Origin of the sequence: Pseudomonas arabinosi, from assembly GCF_047758675.1 — a bacterium.
Taxonomy (GTDB): Bacteria; Pseudomonadota; Gammaproteobacteria; order Pseudomonadales; family Pseudomonadaceae; genus Aquipseudomonas; species Aquipseudomonas arabinosi.
The window spans coordinates 1,561,612-1,584,772 of record NZ_CP180480.1 but is presented as its reverse complement, the minus strand read 5'-3'; the positions used below and the strand labels follow the sequence as shown (position 1 = coordinate 1,584,772).

Annotated in this window: 22 protein-coding genes; 14 read left to right on the top strand and 8 right to left on the bottom strand. The window is 58.9% G+C overall.

Going from position 1 to position 23,161, the window contains the following annotated elements:
• Positions 1 to 54 precede the first annotated feature (54 nt).
• From ACMXYJ_RS07300 to ACMXYJ_RS07290, 3 genes are all read right to left on the bottom strand, one after another.
• Complete coding sequence (locus ACMXYJ_RS07300; RefSeq protein ID WP_415759280.1) at positions 55 to 465, bottom strand: hypothetical protein; 411 nt, start codon at positions 463 to 465, stop codon at positions 55 to 57.
• A 245-nt stretch (positions 466 to 710) separates the two neighbouring features.
• Positions 711 to 1,637, bottom strand: a complete 927-nt coding sequence (locus tag ACMXYJ_RS07295) for a cytochrome D1 domain-containing protein (RefSeq protein WP_415759279.1) — start codon at positions 1,635 to 1,637, stop codon at positions 711 to 713.
• 154 nt (positions 1,638 to 1,791) lie between these two features.
• Positions 1,792 to 2,514, bottom strand: a complete 723-nt coding sequence (locus tag ACMXYJ_RS07290; RefSeq protein ID WP_415759277.1) for a tellurite resistance TerB family protein — start codon at positions 2,512 to 2,514, stop codon at positions 1,792 to 1,794.
• A gap of 175 nt (positions 2,515 to 2,689) precedes the next feature.
• Between ACMXYJ_RS07290 and ACMXYJ_RS07285 the strand changes: the two genes are divergently transcribed.
• From ACMXYJ_RS07285 to ACMXYJ_RS07235, 11 genes are all read left to right on the top strand, one after another.
• Positions 2,690 to 3,604 (top strand): LysR family transcriptional regulator, encoded by a 915-nt coding sequence (locus ACMXYJ_RS07285; RefSeq protein ID WP_415759276.1) that lies wholly within the window; start codon positions 2,690 to 2,692, stop codon positions 3,602 to 3,604.
• Between the two features lie 100 nt (positions 3,605 to 3,704).
• Positions 3,705 to 5,192 carry a gamma-aminobutyraldehyde dehydrogenase gene (locus ACMXYJ_RS07280; RefSeq protein ID WP_415759275.1) on the top strand — a complete coding sequence of 496 codons (1,488 nt, stop codon included), beginning with the start codon at positions 3,705 to 3,707 and terminating at the stop codon, positions 5,190 to 5,192.
• An 82-nt stretch (positions 5,193 to 5,274) separates the two neighbouring features.
• A complete protein-coding gene (ydcS, locus tag ACMXYJ_RS07275; RefSeq protein WP_415759274.1) occupies positions 5,275 to 6,426 on the top strand; it encodes a putative ABC transporter substrate-binding protein YdcS in 1,152 nt (383 codons plus the stop codon).
• 105 nt (positions 6,427 to 6,531) lie between these two features.
• Positions 6,532 to 7,569 carry an ABC transporter ATP-binding protein gene (locus tag ACMXYJ_RS07270; RefSeq protein ID WP_415759273.1) on the top strand — a complete coding sequence of 346 codons (1,038 nt, stop codon included), beginning with the start codon at positions 6,532 to 6,534 and terminating at the stop codon, positions 7,567 to 7,569.
• Position 7,570: 1 nt separating this feature from the next.
• Positions 7,571 to 8,518 carry an ABC transporter permease gene (locus ACMXYJ_RS07265; protein ID WP_415759272.1) on the top strand — a complete coding sequence of 316 codons (948 nt, stop codon included), beginning with the start codon at positions 7,571 to 7,573 and terminating at the stop codon, positions 8,516 to 8,518.
• Positions 8,508 to 9,350, top strand: coding sequence for an ABC transporter permease (locus tag ACMXYJ_RS07260; protein WP_415759271.1), 843 nt, complete (start codon positions 8,508 to 8,510; stop codon positions 9,348 to 9,350). The genes ACMXYJ_RS07265 and ACMXYJ_RS07260 overlap by 11 nt, the downstream gene beginning before the upstream one ends.
• 177 nt (positions 9,351 to 9,527) lie before the next feature.
• Entirely contained in the window at positions 9,528 to 10,952 is a 1,425-nt protein-coding gene (locus ACMXYJ_RS07255) for a gamma-aminobutyraldehyde dehydrogenase (RefSeq protein WP_415759270.1), read from the top strand.
• A 240-nt stretch (positions 10,953 to 11,192) separates the two neighbouring features.
• Positions 11,193 to 12,677 (top strand): APC family permease, encoded by a 1,485-nt coding sequence (locus ACMXYJ_RS07250; protein ID WP_415759269.1) that lies wholly within the window; start codon positions 11,193 to 11,195, stop codon positions 12,675 to 12,677.
• Between the two features lie 394 nt (positions 12,678 to 13,071).
• Positions 13,072 to 13,584: a BRO-N domain-containing protein gene (locus tag ACMXYJ_RS07245; RefSeq protein WP_415759268.1), complete on the top strand. Its 513-nt coding sequence runs from the start codon at positions 13,072 to 13,074 to the stop codon at positions 13,582 to 13,584.
• Positions 13,585 to 13,853: 269 nt separating this feature from the next.
• The gene (locus tag ACMXYJ_RS07240) at positions 13,854 to 14,102 is read left to right on the top strand and encodes a CopG family ribbon-helix-helix protein (RefSeq protein WP_414923805.1); all 249 of its coding nucleotides are present in this window, start codon (positions 13,854 to 13,856) and stop codon (positions 14,100 to 14,102) included.
• Positions 14,080 to 14,370, top strand: a complete 291-nt coding sequence (locus tag ACMXYJ_RS07235; RefSeq protein ID WP_074879858.1) for a type II toxin-antitoxin system RelE/ParE family toxin — start codon at positions 14,080 to 14,082, stop codon at positions 14,368 to 14,370. The genes ACMXYJ_RS07240 and ACMXYJ_RS07235 overlap by 23 nt, the downstream gene beginning before the upstream one ends.
• A 51-nt stretch (positions 14,371 to 14,421) precedes the next feature.
• Here the strand turns inward: ACMXYJ_RS07235 and ACMXYJ_RS07230 are convergent, their stop codons facing one another.
• Positions 14,422 to 14,607, bottom strand: coding sequence for a hypothetical protein (locus ACMXYJ_RS07230; RefSeq protein WP_008151642.1), 186 nt, complete (start codon positions 14,605 to 14,607; stop codon positions 14,422 to 14,424).
• 392 nt (positions 14,608 to 14,999) lie between these two features.
• Between ACMXYJ_RS07230 and ACMXYJ_RS07225 the strand changes: the two genes are divergently transcribed.
• Positions 15,000 to 16,625 (top strand): glucan biosynthesis protein D, encoded by a 1,626-nt coding sequence (locus tag ACMXYJ_RS07225; protein ID WP_415759267.1) that lies wholly within the window; start codon positions 15,000 to 15,002, stop codon positions 16,623 to 16,625.
• 63 nt (positions 16,626 to 16,688) lie between these two features.
• Here ACMXYJ_RS07225 and ACMXYJ_RS07220 read toward each other — a convergent pair whose 3' ends face one another.
• From ACMXYJ_RS07220 to ACMXYJ_RS07210, 3 genes are all read right to left on the bottom strand, one after another.
• A complete protein-coding gene (locus ACMXYJ_RS07220; RefSeq protein ID WP_415759266.1) occupies positions 16,689 to 17,795 on the bottom strand; it encodes an NADH:flavin oxidoreductase/NADH oxidase in 1,107 nt (368 codons plus the stop codon).
• Positions 17,796 to 18,073: 278 nt separating this feature from the next.
• Positions 18,074 to 19,783 (bottom strand): single-stranded-DNA-specific exonuclease RecJ, encoded by a 1,710-nt coding sequence (gene recJ / locus ACMXYJ_RS07215; protein WP_095132331.1) that lies wholly within the window; start codon positions 19,781 to 19,783, stop codon positions 18,074 to 18,076.
• Between the two features lie 66 nt (positions 19,784 to 19,849).
• On the bottom strand, positions 19,850 to 20,392 hold the full coding sequence (locus ACMXYJ_RS07210) for a YaeQ family protein (RefSeq protein ID WP_008151638.1): 543 nt from the start codon (positions 20,390 to 20,392) through the stop codon (positions 19,850 to 19,852).
• Positions 20,393 to 20,539: 147 nt separating this feature from the next.
• Here ACMXYJ_RS07210 and ACMXYJ_RS07205 point away from each other — a divergent pair, with 147 nt between their 5' ends.
• Both ACMXYJ_RS07205 and ACMXYJ_RS07200 read left to right on the top strand, forming a co-directional pair.
• Positions 20,540 to 21,739, top strand: a complete 1,200-nt coding sequence (locus tag ACMXYJ_RS07205) for a CaiB/BaiF CoA transferase family protein (RefSeq protein ID WP_415759265.1) — start codon at positions 20,540 to 20,542, stop codon at positions 21,737 to 21,739.
• 58 nt (positions 21,740 to 21,797) lie between these two features.
• Positions 21,798 to 22,661: a TIGR02285 family protein gene (locus ACMXYJ_RS07200; protein ID WP_415759263.1), complete on the top strand. Its 864-nt coding sequence runs from the start codon at positions 21,798 to 21,800 to the stop codon at positions 22,659 to 22,661.
• Between the two features lie 170 nt (positions 22,662 to 22,831).
• Here ACMXYJ_RS07200 and ACMXYJ_RS07195 read toward each other — a convergent pair whose 3' ends face one another.
• Positions 22,832 to 23,119 (bottom strand): DUF3509 domain-containing protein, encoded by a 288-nt coding sequence (locus tag ACMXYJ_RS07195; RefSeq protein ID WP_033056390.1) that lies wholly within the window; start codon positions 23,117 to 23,119, stop codon positions 22,832 to 22,834.
• Positions 23,120 to 23,161: the final 42 nt, after the last annotated feature.

The window sequence follows — 23,161 nt, the reverse complement described above, 5'->3', positions numbered from 1 at the left end:
AGTCAGTCCTCGGGGCGGTTCAAATGCTGCGGAGTATAGCTGAGGGTGTTTCATTTATAAGACGGGTGTCATGCCTCTGCTGCTGACCAGAACCCGTTCAATGGCTCCATTTGTCGGCCGAAGCAGCCCGATGTCAAACATCAGCGCCAGCACCAACAGCCCGACCGCCGCGCCGAACCGTACGGAGACTCGCCCCAGCAAACCGACGCTGAATAGCGCCGCGCATGAAATATAAAAAAACATCTCGATGATGAACGTCCAGTAAACGGTAAAAAAATCAGGCACCTTCAAGATCGCATGAAACATCGTCATGTTGACCAGTAGCGTATTAACCGGGACAGGCGTCGACAAAAACCAGTACGAACTCATGATGGCCAGCGCGATGGAAAACCAATAAGCGGGATACAGCCCGAAAAATCTGGACACGGCGAAAGCAACGACTGGTAACGGCCCGCGCGAAGACATTGCGCTATCGCTTCGGAAAGGGTGGATCTGCAGAAAGACTGTAATTGGTCATTGGTTATATTTTGGGCCTGAAGACGCCTTCGCGAGCAGGCTCGCTCCTATATGGACCGTGTACGGTCTGACAACTCGGTCAATGGTGGGAACGAACCTGCTCGCGAATAACGTTGACGCTGTTGACTGACCGCTCTAGTGATGGGAAAGGGCTAAAAAAATCCGCCCCCCAATAACCGCTATGTTTATCCTCGTTACTGACCAGAAGCCAGACTTACTACAGAGACCGAATTCGACCCCAAGTTTGCGGTGTAAATAACAGATTTTGCAGTAGCCGCGATGTCGAACGGGGATGAGCCGACGAAAAACCGACGAACTTCCTCAAACGTTTCGACATCGATTACTGTAACTTTATTGACCGAATTCAGGGCGACAAACATATAACGCCCATCAGAACTAGGCGTGACTGCGACAGGCCAATTACCAACAGGCACGGCCTTGATCACTGCCTCTGTTTCGGTATCAATAAATGACACAGAACTATCTTCGTAATTGCATACGCAAAGGTATCGGCCATCCCTTGTGAGGGCAACATCGAAGGGACCCACCCCGACCTTTATACTTTTTACAATCTCCCGAGCATCGACATCAAACACATCAACTGCTGCTTTATTCTCTACCGCAAAATAAACTTTCGGTTTATTCGGACTTACAGCAATAGCCTTTGGAGAGGCTGCATTCCATATCGAATGTTCGGGTATCAGGCTCTTGCCATTCAGGACCACAAATTGCGGTGCGCTCAAGCGGGCGAAATAAAGAAGTCCACCATCGGGGCTAAACTCTACAGACACGTCAGCGCCAACATCCTCTTCGACTTTTGTAGCCACTAACGTCCCAGCATCAATGACCCACACTTCACCCTGATTACAAACCACAATACGCTTGTCATCAGGACTGACGGCGATAGCTCTCACCTTGCGACCTATTTTGATGACCTCCACCACCGTGGAAGACTCAACATCGATCACTGAAACATCACCCTCGTCATTGTCGTGGCAGACAAAAGCACGTTTTTCATCCTTGCTGAAAGCAACAGAAATTGGCCTGGGGTTTACCGGAATTTCGAAAGTTTGGGGGGAGTTAGTCAAGTTATTGCTAGTGTCAGATGGGATAGTGGTCATGGTAATGGCTCCTGCCAATGGTTTTGACAAAAGCATTGAACGCCTGAAACAAGCTGACCGGCTACTGTCAACTCTGACAGTAGCCGTCGGATTCCGATGAGTGGTGTTATCCAACATTCAACACAAAAAACACGTCAAAGGGTTCTGAATCGGCCTACATAGACGCCTGCCGCACCTGCTTCTCCAACTCCGCCTTCAACCCCGGCTCCAGCTTCAGCTGCCGCGCCAGTTCATCCAGGTAGGACTTCTCCATGAAGCTCTCCTCATCCACCAGCATCACGCTGGCGATGTACATTTCGGCAGCCATTTCCGGCGTGCTCGCCGCGCGGGCGACTTCTGTCGGGTCGAGCGGCTTGCTGAGTTCGGCATGCAGCCACTGCTGCAATTCCTGATCGTTGTCGAGCTTGGTGAACTCGCCTTCGATCAATGCACGCTCACGCTCATCAACGTGGCCATCGGCTTTGGCCGCGGCGACCAGCGCCTTGAGAATCGCCTGGCTGTGCAGCTCGACCTGCGCGGGTGGCAGACGATCGAGTGTTTGTGGCTCGGTCTTCGGCGCAGTGCCCTGCTGGGCCTGCCAGTTGCCGTAAGCCTTGTAGGCAATCACGCCAAGCGCAGCGAGGCCACCGTAGATCGCCACTTTGCCGCCGACATTGCGGGCCTTTTTGCTGCCGAGCAACAGCCCCATCGCGCCAGCCGCCAAGGCACCACCACCTGCGCCGGAGAGCAGACCGCCGAGGCCGCCCGAACCACCGCCGCCGCCGAGCAATCCGCCCAGTCCACCGCTGGACGACTTGTTTTGATTTCCGCCGGCCTTGTTCTGCATCAGGTCCTGACCGGACTTGAGTAGTTGATCGAGCAATCCACGCGTATTCATTTTGCCGCCTCCAGGAAAGGGGTTAACCGGACACATAAGGCCACCAGCCTAGATCGAAAGTGCCCGGCGACTGGGAACGAGAGTGCTTCTGGATGTTGCCTGGAAAAACCTGGCCATCGATTAAAGCGATATACACTCATGCGAATCTATAAAAACCGCCCACCGGGTATTTCCCATGATGACCTTGCGTCAGATTCGTCACTTCATCGCCGTGGCGGAGACCGGATCGATCTCCGCCGCCGCGCAAACCGCGTTCATTTCCCAATCGACCTTGACCCTGGCGATCCAGCAACTCGAAGAAGAGATTGGCGTCGGCCTGTTCAACCGACACGCCAAGGGTATGAGCCTGACCCACCAGGGCCATCAATTCCTGCGCCAGGCGCACCTGATCCTGGCCACCGTGGACAACGCCAAACGCAGCCTGCAACAAAGCACCGACCAGGTCGCCGGCCAGTTGATCATCGGCGTGACCAGCCTGGTGGCCGGTTACTACCTCGCCGATCTACTCACCCGTTTCCAGCGCGCCTACCCCAACGTCGAGATCCGGGTGATGGAGGACGAGCGCCCTTACATCGAGCATTTGCTGGTCAGCGGCGAGATCGATGTCGGAGTGTTGATCCTCTCAAACCTCGAAGACCGCCACGCCTTGCAGACCGAAGTGCTGACGCACTCGCCCCATCGGTTATGGCTGCCGGCCCAGCATCCGCTGCTGGAACACGACAGCATCAACCTCGCCGACGTGGCCCGCGAACCGTTGATTCAACTGAACGTCGATGAAATGGACCGCAATGCGCAACGCATGTGGGCGGCGGCTTCGCTGCAACCGCGCATTACCTTAAGAACGGCGTCTACGGAAGCGGTCCGAAGCCTGGTGGCCGCGGGATTGGGCGTATCGATCCAGCCAGACATGACTTACCGCCCGTGGTCACTGGAGGGCGACATCATCGAAGCGCGCCCGATAGCGGACTTGAGCCAGACGTTGGACGTCGGCCTGGCCTGGCGTCGCGGCACCGCGCGCCCAGCGCTGGTGGACCCGTTCCTGACCGTCGCCCGCGAGCAACCCCACGGCGGGCGCAAGCCATCTATTTAATCGAACGCCACCTTCAGTATTTAGTATTTGTCGACCTCGGGTGCGGCGCCTAGTCTTGGTACATCTATAAGACGGCCGCGCCCCAGTCACAGGGAGCAGCATGGCCACACAAGAAAAGAGAACCCGAAAAATGGCTGGCGCGCAGACCCCGTTGTTCACCGCGTTATTGATCGATGGCGAATTGGTCGCGGGCCAGGGGTTTGTCGAACCAATCCTCAACCCGGCCACCGGGGAAGTGCTGACCCACATCGCCGAAGCCAGTACCGAGCAAGTCGAAGCCGCCATTCTCGCCGCCCACCGCGCCTTTGCCGGTTGGTCGCGCACCACGCCGCAACAACGCTCGAACAAACTGCTGGACATCGCCAACGCCATCGAAAAACAAGCCGACCTCCTCGCCCGCCTCGAATCGCTGAACTGTGGCAAGCCGTTGCACCTGGCGCGTCAGGATGACTTGAGCGCCACGGTCGATGTGTTCCGCTTCTTTGCTGGCGCCGTGCGTTGCCAGACCGGCCAGCTCAGCGGCGAATACCTGCCGGGTTACACCAGCATGGTCCGCCGCGATCCAATTGGCGTGGTCGCGTCGATTGCGCCGTGGAACTACCCGATCATGATGGCCGCGTGGAAAATCGCCCCGGCCCTGGCCGCCGGCAACACGCTGGTGTTCAAGCCGTCCGAACACACGCCGCTGTCGATTCTGGCGCTGGCGCCCGCGCTGGCCGAGATCCTGCCGCGCGGTGTGATCAACATCATTTGCGGTGGCGGTGAAGGCGTCGGCAGCCACTTGGTCAGTCATCCTAAAGTGCGCATGGTGTCGTTGACCGGCGATATCGTCACCGGGCAAAAAATCCTCCAGGCCGCGGCGAAAACCCTGAAACGCACTCACCTCGAACTCGGCGGCAAGGCCCCGGTGATCGTCTGCAACGACGCGGACATTCAAGCCGTGGTCGACGGCGTGCGCACTTACGGCTATTACAACGCCGGCCAGGATTGCACCGCAGCGTGCCGAATTTATGCACAAGCCGGGATTCATGATCGCTTGGTGGCCGAACTCGGCGCAGCGGTCAGCAGCCTGCGCTTCGCCGGCAAGCGTGACGCCGACAACGAGATCGGCCCGCTGATCAGCACCCGCCAGCGCGACCGCGTGGCCAGTTTCGTCGAGCGCGCCCTCGGCCAGCCGCACATCGAGCGGGTGACCGGCGCGGCGGTGCATTCCGGTGCCGGCTTCTATTACCAGCCGACGCTGCTGGCCGGTTGTAAGCAGACCGATGAAATCGTCCAGCGCGAAGTGTTCGGGCCGGTGGTCACCGTGACCCGTTTCGATCAGCTCGAACAAGCCGTGGACTGGGCCAACGACTCGGAATACGGCCTCGCTTCCTCGATCTGGACCCAGAACCTGGACAAGGCGATGCAGGTCGCGGCGCGCTTGCAGTACGGCTGCACCTGGATCAACAGCCATTTCATGCTGGTCAGCGAAATGCCCCACGGCGGCCTGAAGCGTTCGGGTTATGGCAAAGACTTATCCAGCGACTCGCTTCAGGACTACAGCGTGGTGCGGCACATCATGGCCCGTCACGGCCAGCATCTCTGACTACGCTTATAACAAGCCGCTAACGGCATGCTTCACCACGTTCAAAACTGCCCCGACCATAATTAAAGAAGAGGGAAACCCCATGTTCGTGCACAAGACCGCACTGCTCAGTGCAATCACTACCGCGCTGCTGGCCAGTGCCAGTATCCAGGCCGCCGAACCGCTGAAAGCCGTCGGTGCCGGCGAAGGTCAGCTGGATATTGTGGCCTGGCCTGGCTACATCGAACGTGGCGAAAGCGACAAGGCCTACGACTGGGTCACTGGCTTCGAAAAGGAAACCGGCTGCAAGGTCAACGTCAAGACAGCCGCCACTTCCGATGAGATGGTCAGCCTGATGGCCAAGGGTGGTTACGACCTGGTGACTGCATCCGGCGATGCCTCCCTGCGGTTGATCGTCGGCAAGCGTGTGCAGCCGATCAACACGGCGTTGATCCCGAACTGGAAGAACATTGACCCTCGCCTCAAGGATGGCCCGTGGTACGTCGTCAACAAACAAACCTACGGCACCCCCTACCAATGGGGCCCGAACGTGTTGATGTACAACACCAATATCTTCAAAACAGCGCCGGACAGCTGGAGTGTGGTGTTCGAAGAGCAAACCCTGCCGGACGGCAAGTCCAACAAGGGTCGGGTCCAGGCCTACGACGGCCCGATCTATATCGCCGATGCGGCGCTTTATCTCAAATCGAAACAACCGGAACTGGGCATCAAAGACCCGTACCAGCTCAACGAAGTGCAATACAAAGCGGCGCTGGAGCTGCTGCGCAAGCAACAGCCCTTGATCCACCGCTACTGGCATGACGCAACCGTCCAGATGAGTGACGTCAAAAACGAAGGCGTCGCGGCGTCCAGTACGTGGGGTTACATGGTCAACGGACTGGTGGCGGACAAGCAGCCGGTTGCCTCGGTCATTCCAAAGGAAGGTGCAACGGGTTGGGCCGACACCACCATGCTCCACGCCGAAGCCAAGCACCCGAACTGCGCTTACAAGTGGATGGACTGGTCGCTGCAACCGAAAGTCCAGGGTGACCTGGCGGCCTGGTTCGGTTCGTTGCCGGCGGTTCCGGCGGGGTGCAAGGAAAGCGAATTGCTCGGCGCCGAAGGTTGCAAGACCAACGGTTACGACCAATTCGAGAACCTGGCCTTCTGGAAAACCCCGCAAGCTGAAGGCGGCAAGTTCGTGCCGTACAGCCGCTGGACCCAGGACTACATCGCGATCATGGGTGGTCGTTAAGCCCTCTTCGCGAGCAGGCTCGCTCCCACATTCGACCGCATTCCCCTGTGGGAGCGAGCCTGCTCGCGATGCTTTTTAAGGTTTAGATTTTTGGAGCACCGCACCATGACGCTTGCAGTCCAGTTCACCAACGTTTCCCGTCAGTTCGGCGAAGTGAAGGCCGTTGACCGGGTTTCCATCGATATCCAGGACGGCGAGTTCTTTTCCATGCTGGGCCCTTCCGGCTCGGGCAAAACCACCTGTCTGCGCCTGATCGCCGGTTTCGAACAACCGAGTGCAGGCTCTATCCGTATTCACGGCGAAGAAGCCGCCGGGCTCCCGCCGTATCAGCGTGACGTGAACACCGTATTCCAGGATTACGCGCTGTTTCCGCACATGAACGTACTCGACAACGTCGCCTACGGTTTGAAAGTCAAAGGCGTCGGCAAAACTGAACGCCAGAAACGCGCCGAAGAAGCCCTCGACATGGTCGCCCTCGGCGGTTATGGCGAGCGTAAACCGGTGCAACTGTCCGGCGGCCAGCGCCAGCGTGTGGCCCTGGCCCGCGCCTTGGTCAATCGTCCGCGCGTGCTGCTGCTCGATGAACCGTTGGGCGCCCTCGATTTAAAACTGCGCGAGCAAATGCAGAGTGAACTGAAGAAGCTGCAACGCCAGCTCGGCATCACCTTCATCTTCGTCACCCACGACCAGACCGAAGCACTGTCGATGTCGGATCGCGTGGCGGTGTTCAACAAGGGGCGCATCGAGCAGGTCGATACCCCGCGCAACCTCTACATGAAACCGGCTACAACGTTTGTGGCGGAATTCGTTGGCACTTCCAACGTGATTCGCGGCGACCTGGCGAAACAATTGAACGGTAATCCACAGCCGTTTTCGATTCGCCCGGAGCACGTGCGTTTCGCCGAAGGTCCGCTGGCCAGCCATGAAATCGAAGTCAGCGGTTTGCTCCACGACATTCAGTACCAGGGCAGCGCCACGCGCTATGAACTGAAACTGGAAAACGGCCAGACCCTTAACATCAGCCAGGCCAACGTCCAGTGGCTGGACGTCAGCGCGCAACATCAGACCGGCCAACGCATCTGCGCGCGCTGGGCACGGGAAGCGATGATCCCGCTGCACGACAACGCTGTCGGCGGGGTGTGAGATGAACAGCGTGGCTCTCCCTCAAACCCCGGACGGCGGCTCGCCGTTGCGCAGGTTTTCCAACCTGCTGTATCGCCGGCCTAATTTTTACCTGTCGCTGCTGCTGGTGCCGCCGCTGCTATGGTTCGGCGCGATCTATCTCGGCTCGCTGCTGGTTCTGCTGTGGCAAGGCTTCTACACCTTCGATGACTTCACCATGGCGGTCACGCCTGACCTGACCCTGGCGAACTTCGCTGCGCTGTTCCAGCCGTCGAACTTCGACATCATCCTGCGCACCTTGAGCATGGCCGTCGTCGTGTCGATCGCCAGCGCCATCGTCGCGTTCCCGATTGCCTACTACATGGCGCGCTACACCACCGGCAAAACCAAGGCGTTTTTCTACATCGCGGTGATGATGCCGATGTGGGCCAGTTACATCGTCAAGGCGTATGCCTGGACCTTGCTGCTGGCCAAGGGCGGCGTGGCGCAGTGGTTCGTTCAGCACCTGGGGCTTGAGCCGGTTTTGCAGTTCATTCTGGGCATTCCAGGGGTGGGCGGCAGTACCTTGTCGACCTCGCACCTGGGCCGGTTCATGGTGTTCGTCTACATCTGGCTGCCGTTCATGATCCTGCCGATCCAGGCCTCGCTGGAACGTCTGCCACCGTCCTTGCTGCAAGCTTCGGCCGACCTCGGCGCCAAGCCACGCCAGACCTTCATGCAAGTGACGCTTCCGCTGTCGATACCGGGCATCGCGGCCGGTTCGATCTTCACCTTTTCACTGACCCTGGGCGACTTCATCGTGCCGCAACTGGTGGGCCCGCCGGGCTACTTCGTCGGCAGCATGGTGTACGCCCAGCAAGGCGCGATCGGCAACATGCCGATGGCCGCGGCCTTCACGTTGGTGCCGATTGTGTTGATCGCCATTTACCTGACTGTCGTGAAACGACTGGGGGCCTTCGATGCGCTCTGATGCGAAAAAACAAACGCCAGAAACCCACGGCGAGAAAGCCTCGCTTGGCCTGCGCATCGCCGCCTGGGGCGGGTTGGTGTTTCTGCACTTTCCGATCCTGATCATCTTCCTGTACGCCTTCAACACCGAAGACGCCGCGTTCAGTTTTCCGCCTAAAGGCTTCACGTTGAAGTGGATCGGCGTGGCGTTCTCCCGTCCCGACGTGCTGGAAGCGATCAAGCTGTCGCTGCAAATCGCTTCCGTCGCAACGTTGATCGCGCTGGTCCTCGGCACGCTGGCATCGGCAGCGTTGTACCGCCGGGATTTCTTCGGCAAGCAAGGCATTTCGCTGATGCTGATCCTGCCGATTGCCTTGCCGGGGATCATCACCGGTATCGCGTTGCTGGCGACCTTCAAGACGCTGGGGATCGAACCGGGGATGTTCACCATCATCGTCGGTCACGCGACCTTCTGTGTGGTGATCGTCTACAACAACGTCATCGCCCGCTTGCGTCGCACTTCTCACAGTTTGATCGAGGCCTCGATGGACCTCGGCGCCGATGGCTGGCAGACCTTCCGCTACATCGTCCTGCCGAACCTCGGCTCGGCGATGCTGGCCGGCGGCATGTTGGCGTTTGCCCTGTCGTTCGACGAAATCATCGTCACCACCTTCACCGCCGGCCATGAACGCACCCTGCCGCTGTGGCTGCTCAACCAGCTCAGCCGCCCACGGGACGTGCCGGTGACCAACGTCGTCGCGATGCTGGTGATGATGGTGACCATGTTGCCGATCCTCGGCGCCTATTACCTGACCCGTGGCGGCGAAAGCGTTGCGGGCAGTGGCGGGAAATAACGAACAACGACTACTCCCTGTGGAACCCGGACCCAATGTGGGAGCGAGCCTGCTCGCGAATAGGCCATCACATCCAACAATGATGTTGGCTGACCCACCGCATTCGCGAGCAGGCTCGCTCCCACATTGATCCGGTTCCGACAGAGAAAAAACAACAGCTTCAAAGAGGACAAAGCCATGCAAACCAAACTCTTGATCAATGGCCAACTGATCGACGGCGAAGGCCCCGCCCAACCGGTGTTCAACCCGGCCCTCGGTCGTGTGTTGGTGGAAATCAACGAAGCCAGTGAAGCCCAGGTCGATGCCGCCGTGCGTGCCGCCGACAGCGCCTTCGAAGGCTGGTCGCAAACCACGCCGAAAGAACGTTCGCTGCTGCTGCTCAAACTCGCCGACGCCATCGAAGCCCACGGCGAAGAGCTGGCCAAACTGGAATCAGACAACTGCGGTAAACCTTACAGCGCTGCACTGAACGACGAGATTCCGGCGATTGCCGACGTGTTCCGTTTCTTCGCCGGCGCCAGCCGCTGCATGAGCGGTTCGGCGGGCGGTGAATACCTGCACGGCCACACCTCGATGATCCGTCGCGACCCGGTCGGCGTGATCGCCTCCATCGCACCGTGGAACTACCCGCTGATGATGGTTGCCTGGAAAATCGCCCCGGCCCTCGCGGCGGGTAATACCGTGGTGCTCAAGCCGTCGGAACAAACCCCGCTGACCGCGCTGCGTCTGGCGGAACTGGCGTCGGAGATTTTCCCAGCCGGTGTGCTTAACCTGGTGTTCGGTCGTGGTCCTACGGTCGGTAGCCCGCTGGTCACACACCCGAAAGTGCGCATGGTCTCGTTGACCGGCTCGATTGCCACCGGTTCGAACATCATTTCCAGCACCGCCGACAGCGTCAAACGCATGCACATGGAACTGGGCGGCAAAGCCCCGGTGATCATCTTCGACGACGCTGACATCGACGCCGCCGTGGAAGGCATCCGTACCTTCGGTTTCTACAACGCCGGTCAGGACTGCACCGCCGCCTGCCGCATCTATGCGCAGGAAGGCATCTACGACAGGTTCGTCGAGAAGCTCGGCGAAGCGGTCAGCAGCATCAAGTACGGTTTGCAGGATGATCCGTCCACCGAACTCGGCCCGTTGATCACCGCGCAACATCGCGACCGCGTGGCCGGGTTTGTCGAGCGTGCCGTGGCGCAGCCGCATATCCGATTGATCACCGGCGGCAAGGCTGTTGAAGGCAATGGCTTCTTCTTCGAACCGACGGTGTTGGCCGACGCGCAACAGGACGACGAAATCGTCCGTCGTGAAGTGTTCGGGCCGGTGGTGTCGGTGACCAAATTCGCCGATGAAGCACAGGTGCTGGGTTGGGCCAACGATTCGAACTATGGCCTGGCATCGTCGGTCTGGACCTCGGACGTCGGTCGTGCGCATCGCTTGTCCGCACGCTTGCAGTACGGCTGCACCTGGGTGAATACGCACTTCATGCTGGTCAGCGAAATGCCGCACGGCGGTCAGAAACTGTCCGGTTATGGCAAGGACATGTCCATGTACGGTCTGGAGGACTACACCGTCGTTCGGCATGTGATGTTCAAGCATTAAAAGCATCGTCGGATCGCCGCCCGGAGCAAGCTCGCTCCCACATTTGGAATGCATTCCCCTGTGGGAGCGAGCTTGCTCGCGATGGCGTCACCGCAAAATCAAGGAAGAAAACTGCACTTAGCACCACCCAGTTTCCACCCCAAAGAAGCCAAAACAATAACCACCGATCCGGGCAGCGCCGTCATGGCCCTGCCACGGTTTCGGACATCCGAAATCTGCCGATTTTCCGGAGCTAACACCATGGATTCAACACCCGAACTCGCTGTACCCGTCGCTGACAGCGACGCCGAGCAACTGCGCAAGCTGGGTTACACCTCAAACTTCAATCGCAGCATGAGCCTGTGGGAAAACTTCGCCCTGGGCTTCACTTATCTCTCTCCGGTCGTAGGGGTTTATACCCTGTTCGGCCTGTGCCTCGCCGCCGGTGGGCCACCGATGTTCTGGGCCTATTTGCTGGTCGGTTGCGGCCAGTTGCTGGTGTGTCTGATCTTCGGTGAAGTGGTCTCGCAGTTTCCGATTTCCGGCGGCGTGTACCCATGGGCTCGCCGCTTGGTGGGCAAGCGCTGGGCGTGGATGGTCGGCTGGATCTACTCCATCGCCCTGTGCGTCACCATCGCCGCCGTTGCGGTGGGCGCCGGTCCATACCTGGCCGCCATGATGGGCTTTGAACCGAGCAACAACACCAACATCGTCATCGCACTGTTCCTGACCTTGTTCGCCACCCTGGTCAACCTCAGCGGCACCAAAGTGCTGGCGCGGATCGCCATGTTCGGCTTCCTGTGCGAACTGGTCGGTGCGGTGATCGTCGGCGTTTACCTGCTGGTCTTCGAACGTCATCAATCGATCAGTGTGTTGTTTAACACCTTCGATATCAGCATCGACGGCTCGTATCTGCCGGCGTTCCTCACCGCCTCGCTGGCGGGGATGTTCCTGTACTACGGCTTCGAGGCCTGCGGCGATGTGGCCGAAGAAACCCCTAACCCGAGCAAGCAGATCCCGGTGGCCATGCGCATGACCATCTACATCGGCGGCATCGCAGCGATGTTCGCCTGCCTGGCGCTGATCCTCGCCGTGCCAGACATGCAAGCGGTGATTAACGGCACCGACAAGGACCCGGTCACCACCATCCTCAACAACGCCTTCGGCCCGGTCGGTTCGAAAGTGGTGATGGGCGTGGTGATGATTTCCTTCATCTCCTGCGTCATCAGCCTGCAAGCCGCGGCGAGTCGTCTGCTGTATTCCTACGCTCGAGACGAAATGGTCATCGGCAGCTCACTGCTGAAGAAGATTTCCCCTACGACCCAGGTTCCGGTTGCTGCGCTGTTCGTGTCCGGCGTCCTGCCGGCGCTGATCATTGTGCTGGGCTTCTTCCTGCAGGATGCGGTTGCAACCATCGTCAGCTTCGCGGCCATCGGCATCTACCTGGCGTTCCAGATGATCGTGCTCGCGGCACTCTACGCGCGCATGAAAGGCTGGAAACCGAGCGGCAAATTCACCCTCGGCGCCTGGGGCTGGGCCGTGAACATCGGCGCGCTGGTGTATGGCGTCGGCGCGATCATCAACATGGCCTGGCCGCGCACGCCGGATGCAGCGTGGTACATCAACTACGCGATGGTGTTGAGTACAGCGATCGTGATTGGGTTGGGGCTGGTTTATATGTGGCTTGCCAAGCCGTATGACCATGGGACTGCGCCTGCGGGGGATGCTTGGAAGGTTAGTCGGTAACGTTACTTACCCTGCCCGCAGTGATGCGGGCAGGGTTCGTTGTCGTGTTCTCTCCTACAGACGAGCCCTTCCCGAAAAGACACCGATTCCTACAGCATGCGGCGCCAAGGTAGACTTGGCGCCGCGAGCGCCTGAACGATAGGCTTTACCTCGTCGCTGCCAAATCAGCGACCCGGGGTCGAAGCCGGAACACTATCAACATGGCGCATCCGCGCCCCCATATGAACTGGGGCAATTTTTGCCTTTCAGCTTCGCTTTATGGTGGGCCGTGTGGCGCGGGCCTCTCGGCTTCCGTGTTGATCGAGAATGTTCCGACTTCGAACGCCACATGGTCCGCCACCCAAATCTGTCGAAGGATTAGTGGCGGCTCCTTTTTCAACATGGAGTCGAAAAAATGCTTGAGTACACCCAAAATCCGCCTGAAATCCATCCGCATTTCACCCCTACCGTCTTCCCCCGCCACAACCGCTTCCTCCACGCCTTCATGCAGGACAACCAAGCCTGGTTCTGCGTCCAGGATCTCGGTCGCTTGATGGGCCGCCCGATGGACCAACGCCTCACCCTGAAACTCGATCCCGATCAGCGCCGATATGTTTGGTTGCTCAAGAGCGGCAAAACGGTCGAATCACTAATGGTCAGCGAATCAGGGATGTACGCCCTTCTGGTGCACCACTTCGTCCCGGAAAACCGAAACCTGCGCCAATGGTTGAGCAACGTGGTCATCCCAATGCTGCGTGATGCAGACGCGACGCCTGTGGATAACATCCCAAGCCTGAGTTCGTTGCAGTGGGCCGGGATTTCGGTGCCGCTGCTGCATTGGCAGCATCAGGCCTGGATCAAGTGGCGGGACATGCCTGATCTGATGCAGGCACAGCGACCATTCCCGATCATGGGCACCTGTAGCTGAAGGCAGAGTGAATCAGCGAGAGCAAAGCAGCCCGGCGTAGGCGTGAGCCTGGGGGATGCTTGAAAGGTTTGTCGGTCAACGGGTTTGCCCCGGTGCCACCAATGGCAGCGGGGCACTCATTGCATTTCGAAATACATCCCCTCCTCCTGTTCTTCTTTCGCCCGCTAAGGTTTCTTCAAACCAATGCAAGGCAATCGGTTGACGAACAAGCCAGTAAGACCTAGGGTGTTTACGTCGTTTACAACGTATACATTTTTAGGAGAGCCGCCATGGCCTCGCCCGTTTTGTCTTTTCGAGTTGAAGAAACGCTCGCCCAACAGCTTGATAGTCTGGCAGCGGCCACCGATCGAGACCGTCAGTACCATCTCAAGCGTGCATTGGTTCGATATGTAGAAGCCGAGTCATGGCATCTGCAAGCCATAAGCGACGGCATAAAAGACGCCGACGCAGGAAAACTCACCGATCTGGATGCCGTAAAGGCTAAGTGGGCAAAACGTGCCGAGCGTAGTACTGACTGAAAAAGCTGAAAGTGACCTCGATTCTATTCATGAGTATTACCAAGGCATCCTTGGTGCTGATGCCGCATTGGAGGTCATAGCGATTTTTCTGCAATCCTTCCATCAACTGGAGCAGTTTCCAGGGTCAGGAAGGCCGTCAGTAGTACCGGATGTACGTGAGCTGGTATTCGGTCGTTATCCATTCATTGCTCCCTATCGATTGATGCATGGCCAGATACAGGTACTGCGTGTTCTGCACCAGCGGGCAGAGCGATCGCAAAATTGGTAATCGGCGACATTCAGCCACAACACTATCGCGGCGGCTGAACGTCGTACCTCCTTAAAACCGCGAAACACTCCTCATCGCATCCACCAGATACCGCATCGCAATCTGGTCGCTTTCCGACAGCTCCCGATAGCGCTCCAACAACTTCATCTCGTCCGAACTGACCCGACGCCTTCGGCGCACAGTGGTCAAGCAAGGAAGGATTCCCAGCAACTGGGTGATGCCTTGTACTTTCGTCATGGACGATGTCCTTCTATAAGCCCGAGAAAACTTCAAAAACCGCATCGCCCTCTCCTTTTTGTCAGTCGCCGGCCTGAAGGGCAGAAACCGGTCATGAGCACAGAATAGAAACTATCCGGGCGCTGAAAAGCGGTTTTTAGAGTAATTAGTCAAAAAAAGCAGAAATGCCCTATAAATCAGAAAGTACTGTCGGAAAACTTAACCGACATTTCTTGTTTCATTGCCATGAAGCCAAAGTGCTACCAATCATTTTTTCTACGCAACCGAACGGTTTAAGCTATTTGTTATCTGTTTAATGTCCGTTGCGTTTGGCCGAAGGCATGTCCGAACCTTTATTTTTGATCCAGCACGTGCCAGGAACGGCGCGGGATTGTTCACGACAGGTTGAACTTATGCACCGCAGGAATTTGCTCAAAGCATCCATGGCCATCGCTGCCTACACTGGATTATCCGCCACCGGCCTGCTGGCTTCGCGGGCCTGGGCCGGTACCGGCGCGGCGGATGGCGAGGCTCAGGCATTCGACTTCGAAGCGCTGAAGATCCAGGCCAAGCAGCTCGCCGGCAATCGCTATCAAGACACCAAGCAGGTGCTGCCGCCGACCCTGGCGACCATGACGCCGCAGAACTTCAACGCGATCCGCTACGACGGCAACCACTCGCTGTGGAATGACCTCAACGGTCAGCTGGATGTGCAGTTTTTCCACGTCGGCATGGGTTTCAAGCAACCGGTGCGCATGTACAGCGTCGACCCCAAGACGCGTCAAGCGCGAGAGGTGCATTTCCGCCCTTCCCTGTTCAACTATGAAAAAACCACGGTCGACACCAAACAGCTCACGGGCGACCTGGGGTTTTCCGGGTTCAAGCTGTTCAAGGCCCCGGAGCTGGACCAGCACGACGTGCTGTCCTTCCTCGGCGCCAGCTATTTCCGTGCGGTCGATGCCTCGGGCCAGTACGGTCTGTCGGCACGCGGCCTGGCGATCGATACCTATGCCAAGAAGCGTGAGGAGTTCCCGGACTTCACCAAGTTCTGGTTCGAGACCCCGGACAAGGACAGCACCCGCTTCGTGGTCTACGCCCTGCTGGATTCACCGAGCGCCACCGGCGCTTACCGTTTCGACATCGACTGTCAGGCCAGCCAGGTTGTCATGGGCATCGATGCCCACATCAATGCGCGCACTGCCATCGAACAACTGGGCATCGCGCCGATGACCAGCATGTTCAGCTGCGGCACCCATGAACGGCGCATGTGCGACACGATTCACCCGCAAATCCACGACTCTGATCGCCTGGCCATGTGGCGCGGCAACGGCGAGTGGATCTGCCGCCCGCTGAACAACCCGGCCACCCTGCAATTCAACGCCTTCGCCGACACCGATCCGAAAGGTTTCGGCCTGGTGCAGACCGATCACGAGTTCGACAGCTATCAAGACACCGTCGACTGGTACAGCAAGCGTCCGAGCCTGTGGGTAGAACCTACGACCGCGTGGGGCGAAGGCTCTATCGATCTGTTGGAAATTCCTACGACCGGCGAAACCCTCGATAACATCGTCGCGTTCTGGACCCCGAAAAAACCGGTCGCGGCCGGCGACTCACTGAACTACGGCTACAAGCTGTACTGGAGCGCACTGCCACCTGTCAGCACGCCATTGGCGCGGGTCAACGCCACTCGTTCGGGCATGGGCGGCTTCATCGAAGGCTGGGCGCCTGGTGAGCATTACCCGGAGGTTTGGGCTCGACGGTTTGCCGTGGACTTCACGGGCGGCGGTCTGGACCGCTTGCCGGAAGGCGCGGGGATCGAGCCGGTGGTCACGTGCTCGAATGGGCAAGTGAAGGATTTCAACGTGCTGGTGCTGGATGACATCAAGGGTTACCGCATTACCTTTGACTGGTACCCGACCAATGACAGCGTGGCTCCAGTTGAGCTGCGGTTGTTCATTCGCACCAATGACCGGACGTTGAGTGAAACCTGGTTGTACCAGTACTTCCCGCCTGCACCTGAGAAGCGCAAATACACCTGACAGCTGTAGAAATGCAAAAGCCCCGGTCAACTCGACCGGGGCTTTTTGGTTTTACAGCATCACTCAGTCGCGCAAATCCGACTCATGAATCGGCTGTTCACGATGGGTGGCTCGCTGATACTGCGCCGGCCAGATGGCCTTGCGTCCCCCCAGGTCATCATCGGCATGCAGCGGCCAGTACGGATCACGCAGCAGCTCACGGGCGAGAAAGATGATGTCGGCCTGGCAGGTGCGCAGAATGTGCTCGGCCTGTGCCGGCTCGGTGATCATTCCTACCGTGCCGGTGGCAATGCCTGACTCTTTGCGCACACGTTCAGCGAAGCGGGTCTGATACCCGGGACCTGTAGGAATCTCGGCGTTGGCCGCCGTACCGCCCGACGAGACGTCAATCAGGTCCACGCCCAACGCGTGGAGGCGTCGCGCCAGCTCCACGGTTTCATCCGGGTTCCAGCCGTCTTCCACCCAATCGGTGGCCGACACCCTCACGAACAGCGGTAGCTCTTCAGGCCACACCGCACGCACCGCTTCGGTGACTTGCAACACCAGCCGGATGCGATTCTCGAATGAGCCACCATATTGATCGCGCCGTTGATTGCTCAGGGGCGAAAGAAACTGATGCAACAGGTAACCGTGGGCGGCGTGTAGTTCCACCACTTTGAAACCGGCGGTCAGTGCTCGCTGGGCCGAAGCGACAAAGGCCTGAATGACCTCAGCGATCTCGCTTTCATCAAGCGGCTTGGGATGTGTGTGCTGCGGGTCGAAAGCAATCGACGATGGACCCACCGGGATCCAGCCACCGTCTTCGGGTTTGACGCTGCCATGTTTGCCGATCCACGGCCGATGGGTGCTGGCCTTACGCCCGGCGTGAGCCAACTGAATGCCGGCCACAGCGCCTTGCGCCGCAATGAAGCGCGTGATGCGTTGCAACGGTTCGATCTGTTCATCGTTCCACAGGCCGAGGTCCTCGGCGGTGATGCGTCCGTCGGCGGTCACCGCCGTGGCTTCGGTAAACACCAGGCCGGCCCCACCGACAGCGCGGCTGCCGAGGTGGACCAGGTGCCAGTCATTGGCCAGTCCATCAACGCTGGAGTACTGGCACATCGGCGACACCGCAATGCGGTTGAGCAGGGTCAATTGGCGAAGGGTATAGGGTTCAAGCAGCAGACTCATGGGGCACCTCTCGAATCAGTGGGCAGGCTCCAGGGTTCTGTTTGAAAGTCGACGAGTGACAGGAAAAAGGTGCAGCACCCGCCCCCGCGGGCAAAAAATTCGACAAGACGTCACAAGGATAATCAAGCAGTGCTTAGAGACTAGTCGACATCGGGGGATGAGGGAGGGTTCATAGGGATTCGGTGTGAGGGAAATCGCTTTCGCGAGCAAGCCCGCTCCCACATTGGATCTGCAGTGTTTACAAAACCAATGTGGGAGCGGGCTTGCTCGCGAAGGGCTTAACGCGGTTCGATGTGGGCAATCATCAACTGCACCGTCTCGTTTCCACGGAACTCGTTGAGGTCGAGTTTGTAGGCCAATTCCACCCACTTGATGGTCGGATTCGGCCAGATGTCGCGGTCGATTCCGAAGGCAATGCCATCCAGCTTCACCGAGCCGCATTCGCTTTTCAGCACCACTTTGAGGTGCCGCTCGCCGACCACCCGCTGCTCGACCAGCTGGAACACACCGTGGAACAACGGCTCCGGGAAGTGCTGCCCCCAAGGACCGGCATGACGCAGGGCGCGGGCCAGTTCCAGGTGGAACTCCTCGACCGCCAGCGTGCCGTCCGACAGCAATCGCCCGGTAAGGTCTTCTTCACGCAATTGCCTACGCACTTCCGCATCAAAGGCTTCGGCGAACAACGGAAAATTCGCTTCCGGCAGCGTCAGACCGGCGGCCATCGCATGGCCGCCGTATTTGCTGATCAGGTTCGGATGCTGCGCCGCCACCACGCTCAGCGCGTCGCGAATATGAAAACCCTGAACCGATCGCCCCGAGCCCTTGAGCAGGCCATCGCCGGCATCGGCAAAGGCAATGGTCGGACGGAAATAGCGTTCTTTCATACGCGATGCGAGGATTCCGATGACACCCTGGTGCCACTCGGGATCGAACAGGCACAAGCCGAACGGCATCGACTCGACCGGCAAATCCTTCAGTTGAGCCAGCGCTTCACGCTGCATGCCCTGCTCGATGGATTTACGGTCCTGGTTCATGCCGTCGAGTTGAGCCGCCATTTCACGCGCCAGACCGGCATCTTCGGTGAGCAGGCATTCGATGCCCAGGCTCATGTCATCCAGACGCCCCGCCGCGTTCAGACGCGGGCCGACAATGAAACCCAGGTCGGTAGAGGTGATGCGCGTGTGGTCACGCTTGGCGACTTCGAGGATCGCCTTGATCCCCGGCCGCGCGCGCCCGGCGCGAATCCGCTCCAGGCCTTGGTGCACCAGAATCCGGTTGTTGGCATCCAGCGGTACCACGTCGGCGACGCTGCCCAGCGCCACCAAGTCCAGCAACTCGCCGATGTTCGGCTGCGGCTTGCTCTCGTACCAACCGAGGCTGCGCAAACGCGCACGCAGGGCCATCAGCACATAGAAAATCACCCCGACGCCGGCCAGCGCCTTGCTCGGAAACTCGCAACCCGGCTGGTTGGGATTGACGATGGCATCGGCCAACGGCAACTCGTCCCCGGGCAAGTGGTGGTCGGTGACCAGCACCTGGAGCCCGGCCTTTTTCGCCGCCGCCACGCCTTCAACGCTGGAGATACCGTTGTCCACAGTGATCAGCAACTGAGGTGTACGGGTCAGCGCCACTTCGACGATTTCCGGCGTCAGGCCGTAGCCGTACTCGAATCGGTTCGGCACCAAATAGTCGACGTGCGCCGCGCCCAGCAGGCGCAAGCCCAACATGCCCACGGTACTGGCCGTCGCGCCATCGGCGTCGAAGTCACCGACGATCAGAATCCGCTGACGCTGCTCGAGCGCCGTCACCAGCAAATCCACCGCCGCATCGATGCCTTTGAGTTGCTGGTACGGAATCAGCCGCGCCAGGCTCTTGTCCAGTTCAGCCTCGGACAGCACGCCCCGCGCCGCGTACAGACGGGTCAGCAGCGGCGGCAGATCACCGAGGAATGGCAGGGTGTCGGGCAACAGGCGAGGTTCGATGCGCATGGGGTGACAGGTGCTTCTCTTGAATACGTAGGATAAAAGCGAGTAACGCGGACCAGCAGCGGATAATCAGCCGCGTTCGCCGCTCAGCCACTGCAGCTGGACTTCATGCTGACCACGGTCGTCGGTGACGAAAATAGTCCCTTCGCTGATCATCACGTCCCACTTGATAACGCGGGGCATGTCCTTGGCCAGGGTTTCCAGTACGTCCTGCGGAACAGCAGCGATGTGCACGTTTTTCAGATTTTTGATCGCCGGGATCACTTTGGTCTCCCAAACGCGCAGGCTGCCGTAAGCCAGCAGGCTGGTGCGTTCGGTGCGACGCGAGCACCACGTCAGGCGATCGGCGTCTGGCTGGCCGACTTCGATCCAGTGCAGAACACGGTCGTCCAGGCTCTTTTCCCACAGGGCAGGTTCGTCCACGTCTGACAGACCGCGACCGAACGACAGCTGCTCGTTGTACCAGAAGGCGTAGGCCAGCAGCCGCACGGTCATGCGCTCTTCAGTTTCCGAAGGGTGACGGGCGATGGTCTGCTTCACGCTCTCGTACACGCTGCGATCGAGGTCGGTAAGGTTCAGTTCAAACTTGTAGGTCGTGGACGGCTGGGCCATGAACGGGCTTCTTGATACGGGGAAAGGCGGCAAGTCTAACCGATGCGGTAGGCAATCCACGAATTGAAGGCGATCAACCTTGGTCGTCTGACGTTCGGCTATGTTAAAACCCTGTATCCGCTCAACCTTTGTCCTACAGGATCCAGCATGCCGCTCACCGGAAAACCGCTCTCAGGTCTGAAAGTCATTGAATTAGGGACGCTGATCGCCGGGCCGTTTGCCTCGCGCATTTGCGGCGAGTTCGGTGCCGAGGTGATCAAAATCGAGTCCCCCGATGGCGGCGATCCGTTGCGCAAATGGCGAAAACTGTATGAAGGCACCTCGCTGTGGTGGTTCGTCCAGGCGCGCAACAAGAAGTCCCTGACCCTGAACCTCAAACACCCTGAGGGCCTGGCGATCCTGAAAAAACTGCTCAGCGAAGCGGACATTCTGATCGAGAATTTTCGCCCGGGCGTGCTGGAAAAACTCGGTCTTGGCTGGGACGTCTTGCACGCACTGAACCCGAAACTGGTGATGGTGCGCCTCTCGGGTTTCGGTCAGACCGGGCCTATGAAGGATCAGCCAGGCTTTGGCGCCGTCGGTGAATCCATGGGTGGTCTGCGTTACATCACCGGGTTCGAAGACCGGCCACCGGTACGCACCGGTATTTCCATAGGCGACTCGATTGCTGCGCTCTGGGGTGTGATCGGTGCGCTGATGGCGTTGCGTCATCGCGAGGTCAACGGTGGCCTCGGCCAAGTGGTGGATGTGGCGCTGTATGAAGCGATCTTCGCCATGATGGAAAGCATGGTCCCCGAGTTCGACGTGTTCGGCTTCATCCGCGAGCGCACCGGCAACATCATGCCGGGCATCACGCCTTCCTCGATCCACACCAGTGCCGACGGCAAACATGTGCAGATCGGCGCCAATGGCGACGCGATCTTCAAGCGCTTCATGCTGATCATTGGTCGCGAGGACCTGGCCAATGACCCGGTGCTGGCCAGCAATGACGGACGAGACAGTCGTCGCGACGAGATTTATGGGGTGATTGATCGCTGGGTCAACTCGCTGCCGCTGGACACCATCATCGAGCAGTTGAATCAGGCCGACGTACCGGCCAGCCGGATCTTCAGTGCGGAAGATATGTTCAGTGATCCGCAGTACCTGGCCCGGGAGATGTTCCTGAAGGCCAAGTTGCCGGACGGCAAAGATTTCAAGATGCCGGGAATCGTGCCGAAACTCTCTGATACACCCGGCACTTCGGAATGGGTGGGGCCGCAGTTGGGCGAACACAATGCGCAGGTACTCAACGATCTTGGTTACGACAAAGAACAGATCGCAAAGCTGCGTGAAGACGGGGCCATCTAAGCTGAGGCGCCTGCTTGCGCGGTCCGTCAACCACGGCCTGACGCGCGGCGGACGAGCATTGTGCGCGTTCGCGTTTTTCCTGTTGCTCGCCGGCCAGGCTCAGCCAACGTTGGCGCAACCGAAGGAAACCCTGGTCTGGCTGTTGCGCGACCTTCCACCGCTGATGATTTTCGAAGGATCGAAAAAGGGACAAGGCGTCATCGATCAACTGCTGCCGCTGCTGATCGCCCGCATGCCGCAATACGAACACACCCTGATGCGAGTCAATCGCGCTCGCGGCTTGCAAATGCTCCACGAGCCATCTCTCACGTGCGATGCGGCGCTGAATTGGAGCAAGGAGCGCGATGACTGGATCGCGTTTTCCATCCCGGTCTTTCGGGCCATGAGTAATGGCCTGGCCGTGCGCCGCGTTGATCGGGAGGTGCTGGCGCCCTTTATCAAGGACGACGAAGTGGACCTGGCGGCCCTGCTGGCCAGTGGCCGCGAGAAACTGGGCATTATTGCCGAACGCAACTACGGCGAATATCTCGACGCGCTGCTCAAACAAGCGCCAGCCAACTCACTGACCCTCCACTACGGCAACGACGCGTTGGGCAGCCTGTTGCAAATGCAACGCCTGGGGCGCTTGCGGATGCTGTTGGGGTACCGCTCGGAGATCCGCTACCAGGCCCAGCAACAAGGGATCGCGGAAGATGAATTGCAGTTCTACCCGATTCGCGGCACGGGCAAATACCTGTCCGGTTACATCGGCTGTACCGACACCCCCCAGGGCCGGCAGGCGATCATCGAGATCAACCAACTGCTGCGCACCCTGCCCCACGATCATTTGAGCGAGGCATACGCCGCCTGGCTGGACCCAGAAAGTCGCAGCGACTACCTGGAAGCCAGTCGGGTATTTTTCATACAGCAGAGCGAGCAATGACAAATCACAGGCAAAAAGAAACCCCGAGAAGTGGGGAGACGACTCGGGGTTAAACGTGGCCTACATAAAGACCAGTAACAGCAAGCTACAAGCACCGGAGCACAATGCTTGATCCTGCTGTTACAAGGTCTGACTGACCTAAGCGCAGGAAGGTTCCCACAAAAAACAATTCAATTTCGGTTGGCCAGGATCTTGTCCTGAGCCGCATTACGCAACGCCGCGATAACGCAGGGCTCCAGCCGACCTTCAGCGATCAGCACGTCGCGATGCAATCCGTCGACGACATCCGTCAGCAGACGTTTACTGGTCAACTGGGCCTGATTGAACGCCCGCTCGACCACGATCGCTCCGGTCGCATTTTTCAGAGTCACCAGGCATTCGCCATGGGTTCCCGACGGGGTCAACGTTACCTGATACGGGCTCAGAGCTTCACCGAGCAATAGACTAATACTTTCCATCTCGATCACCACTCAATAGTCCGAAAACAAAGTGCCTGGGGC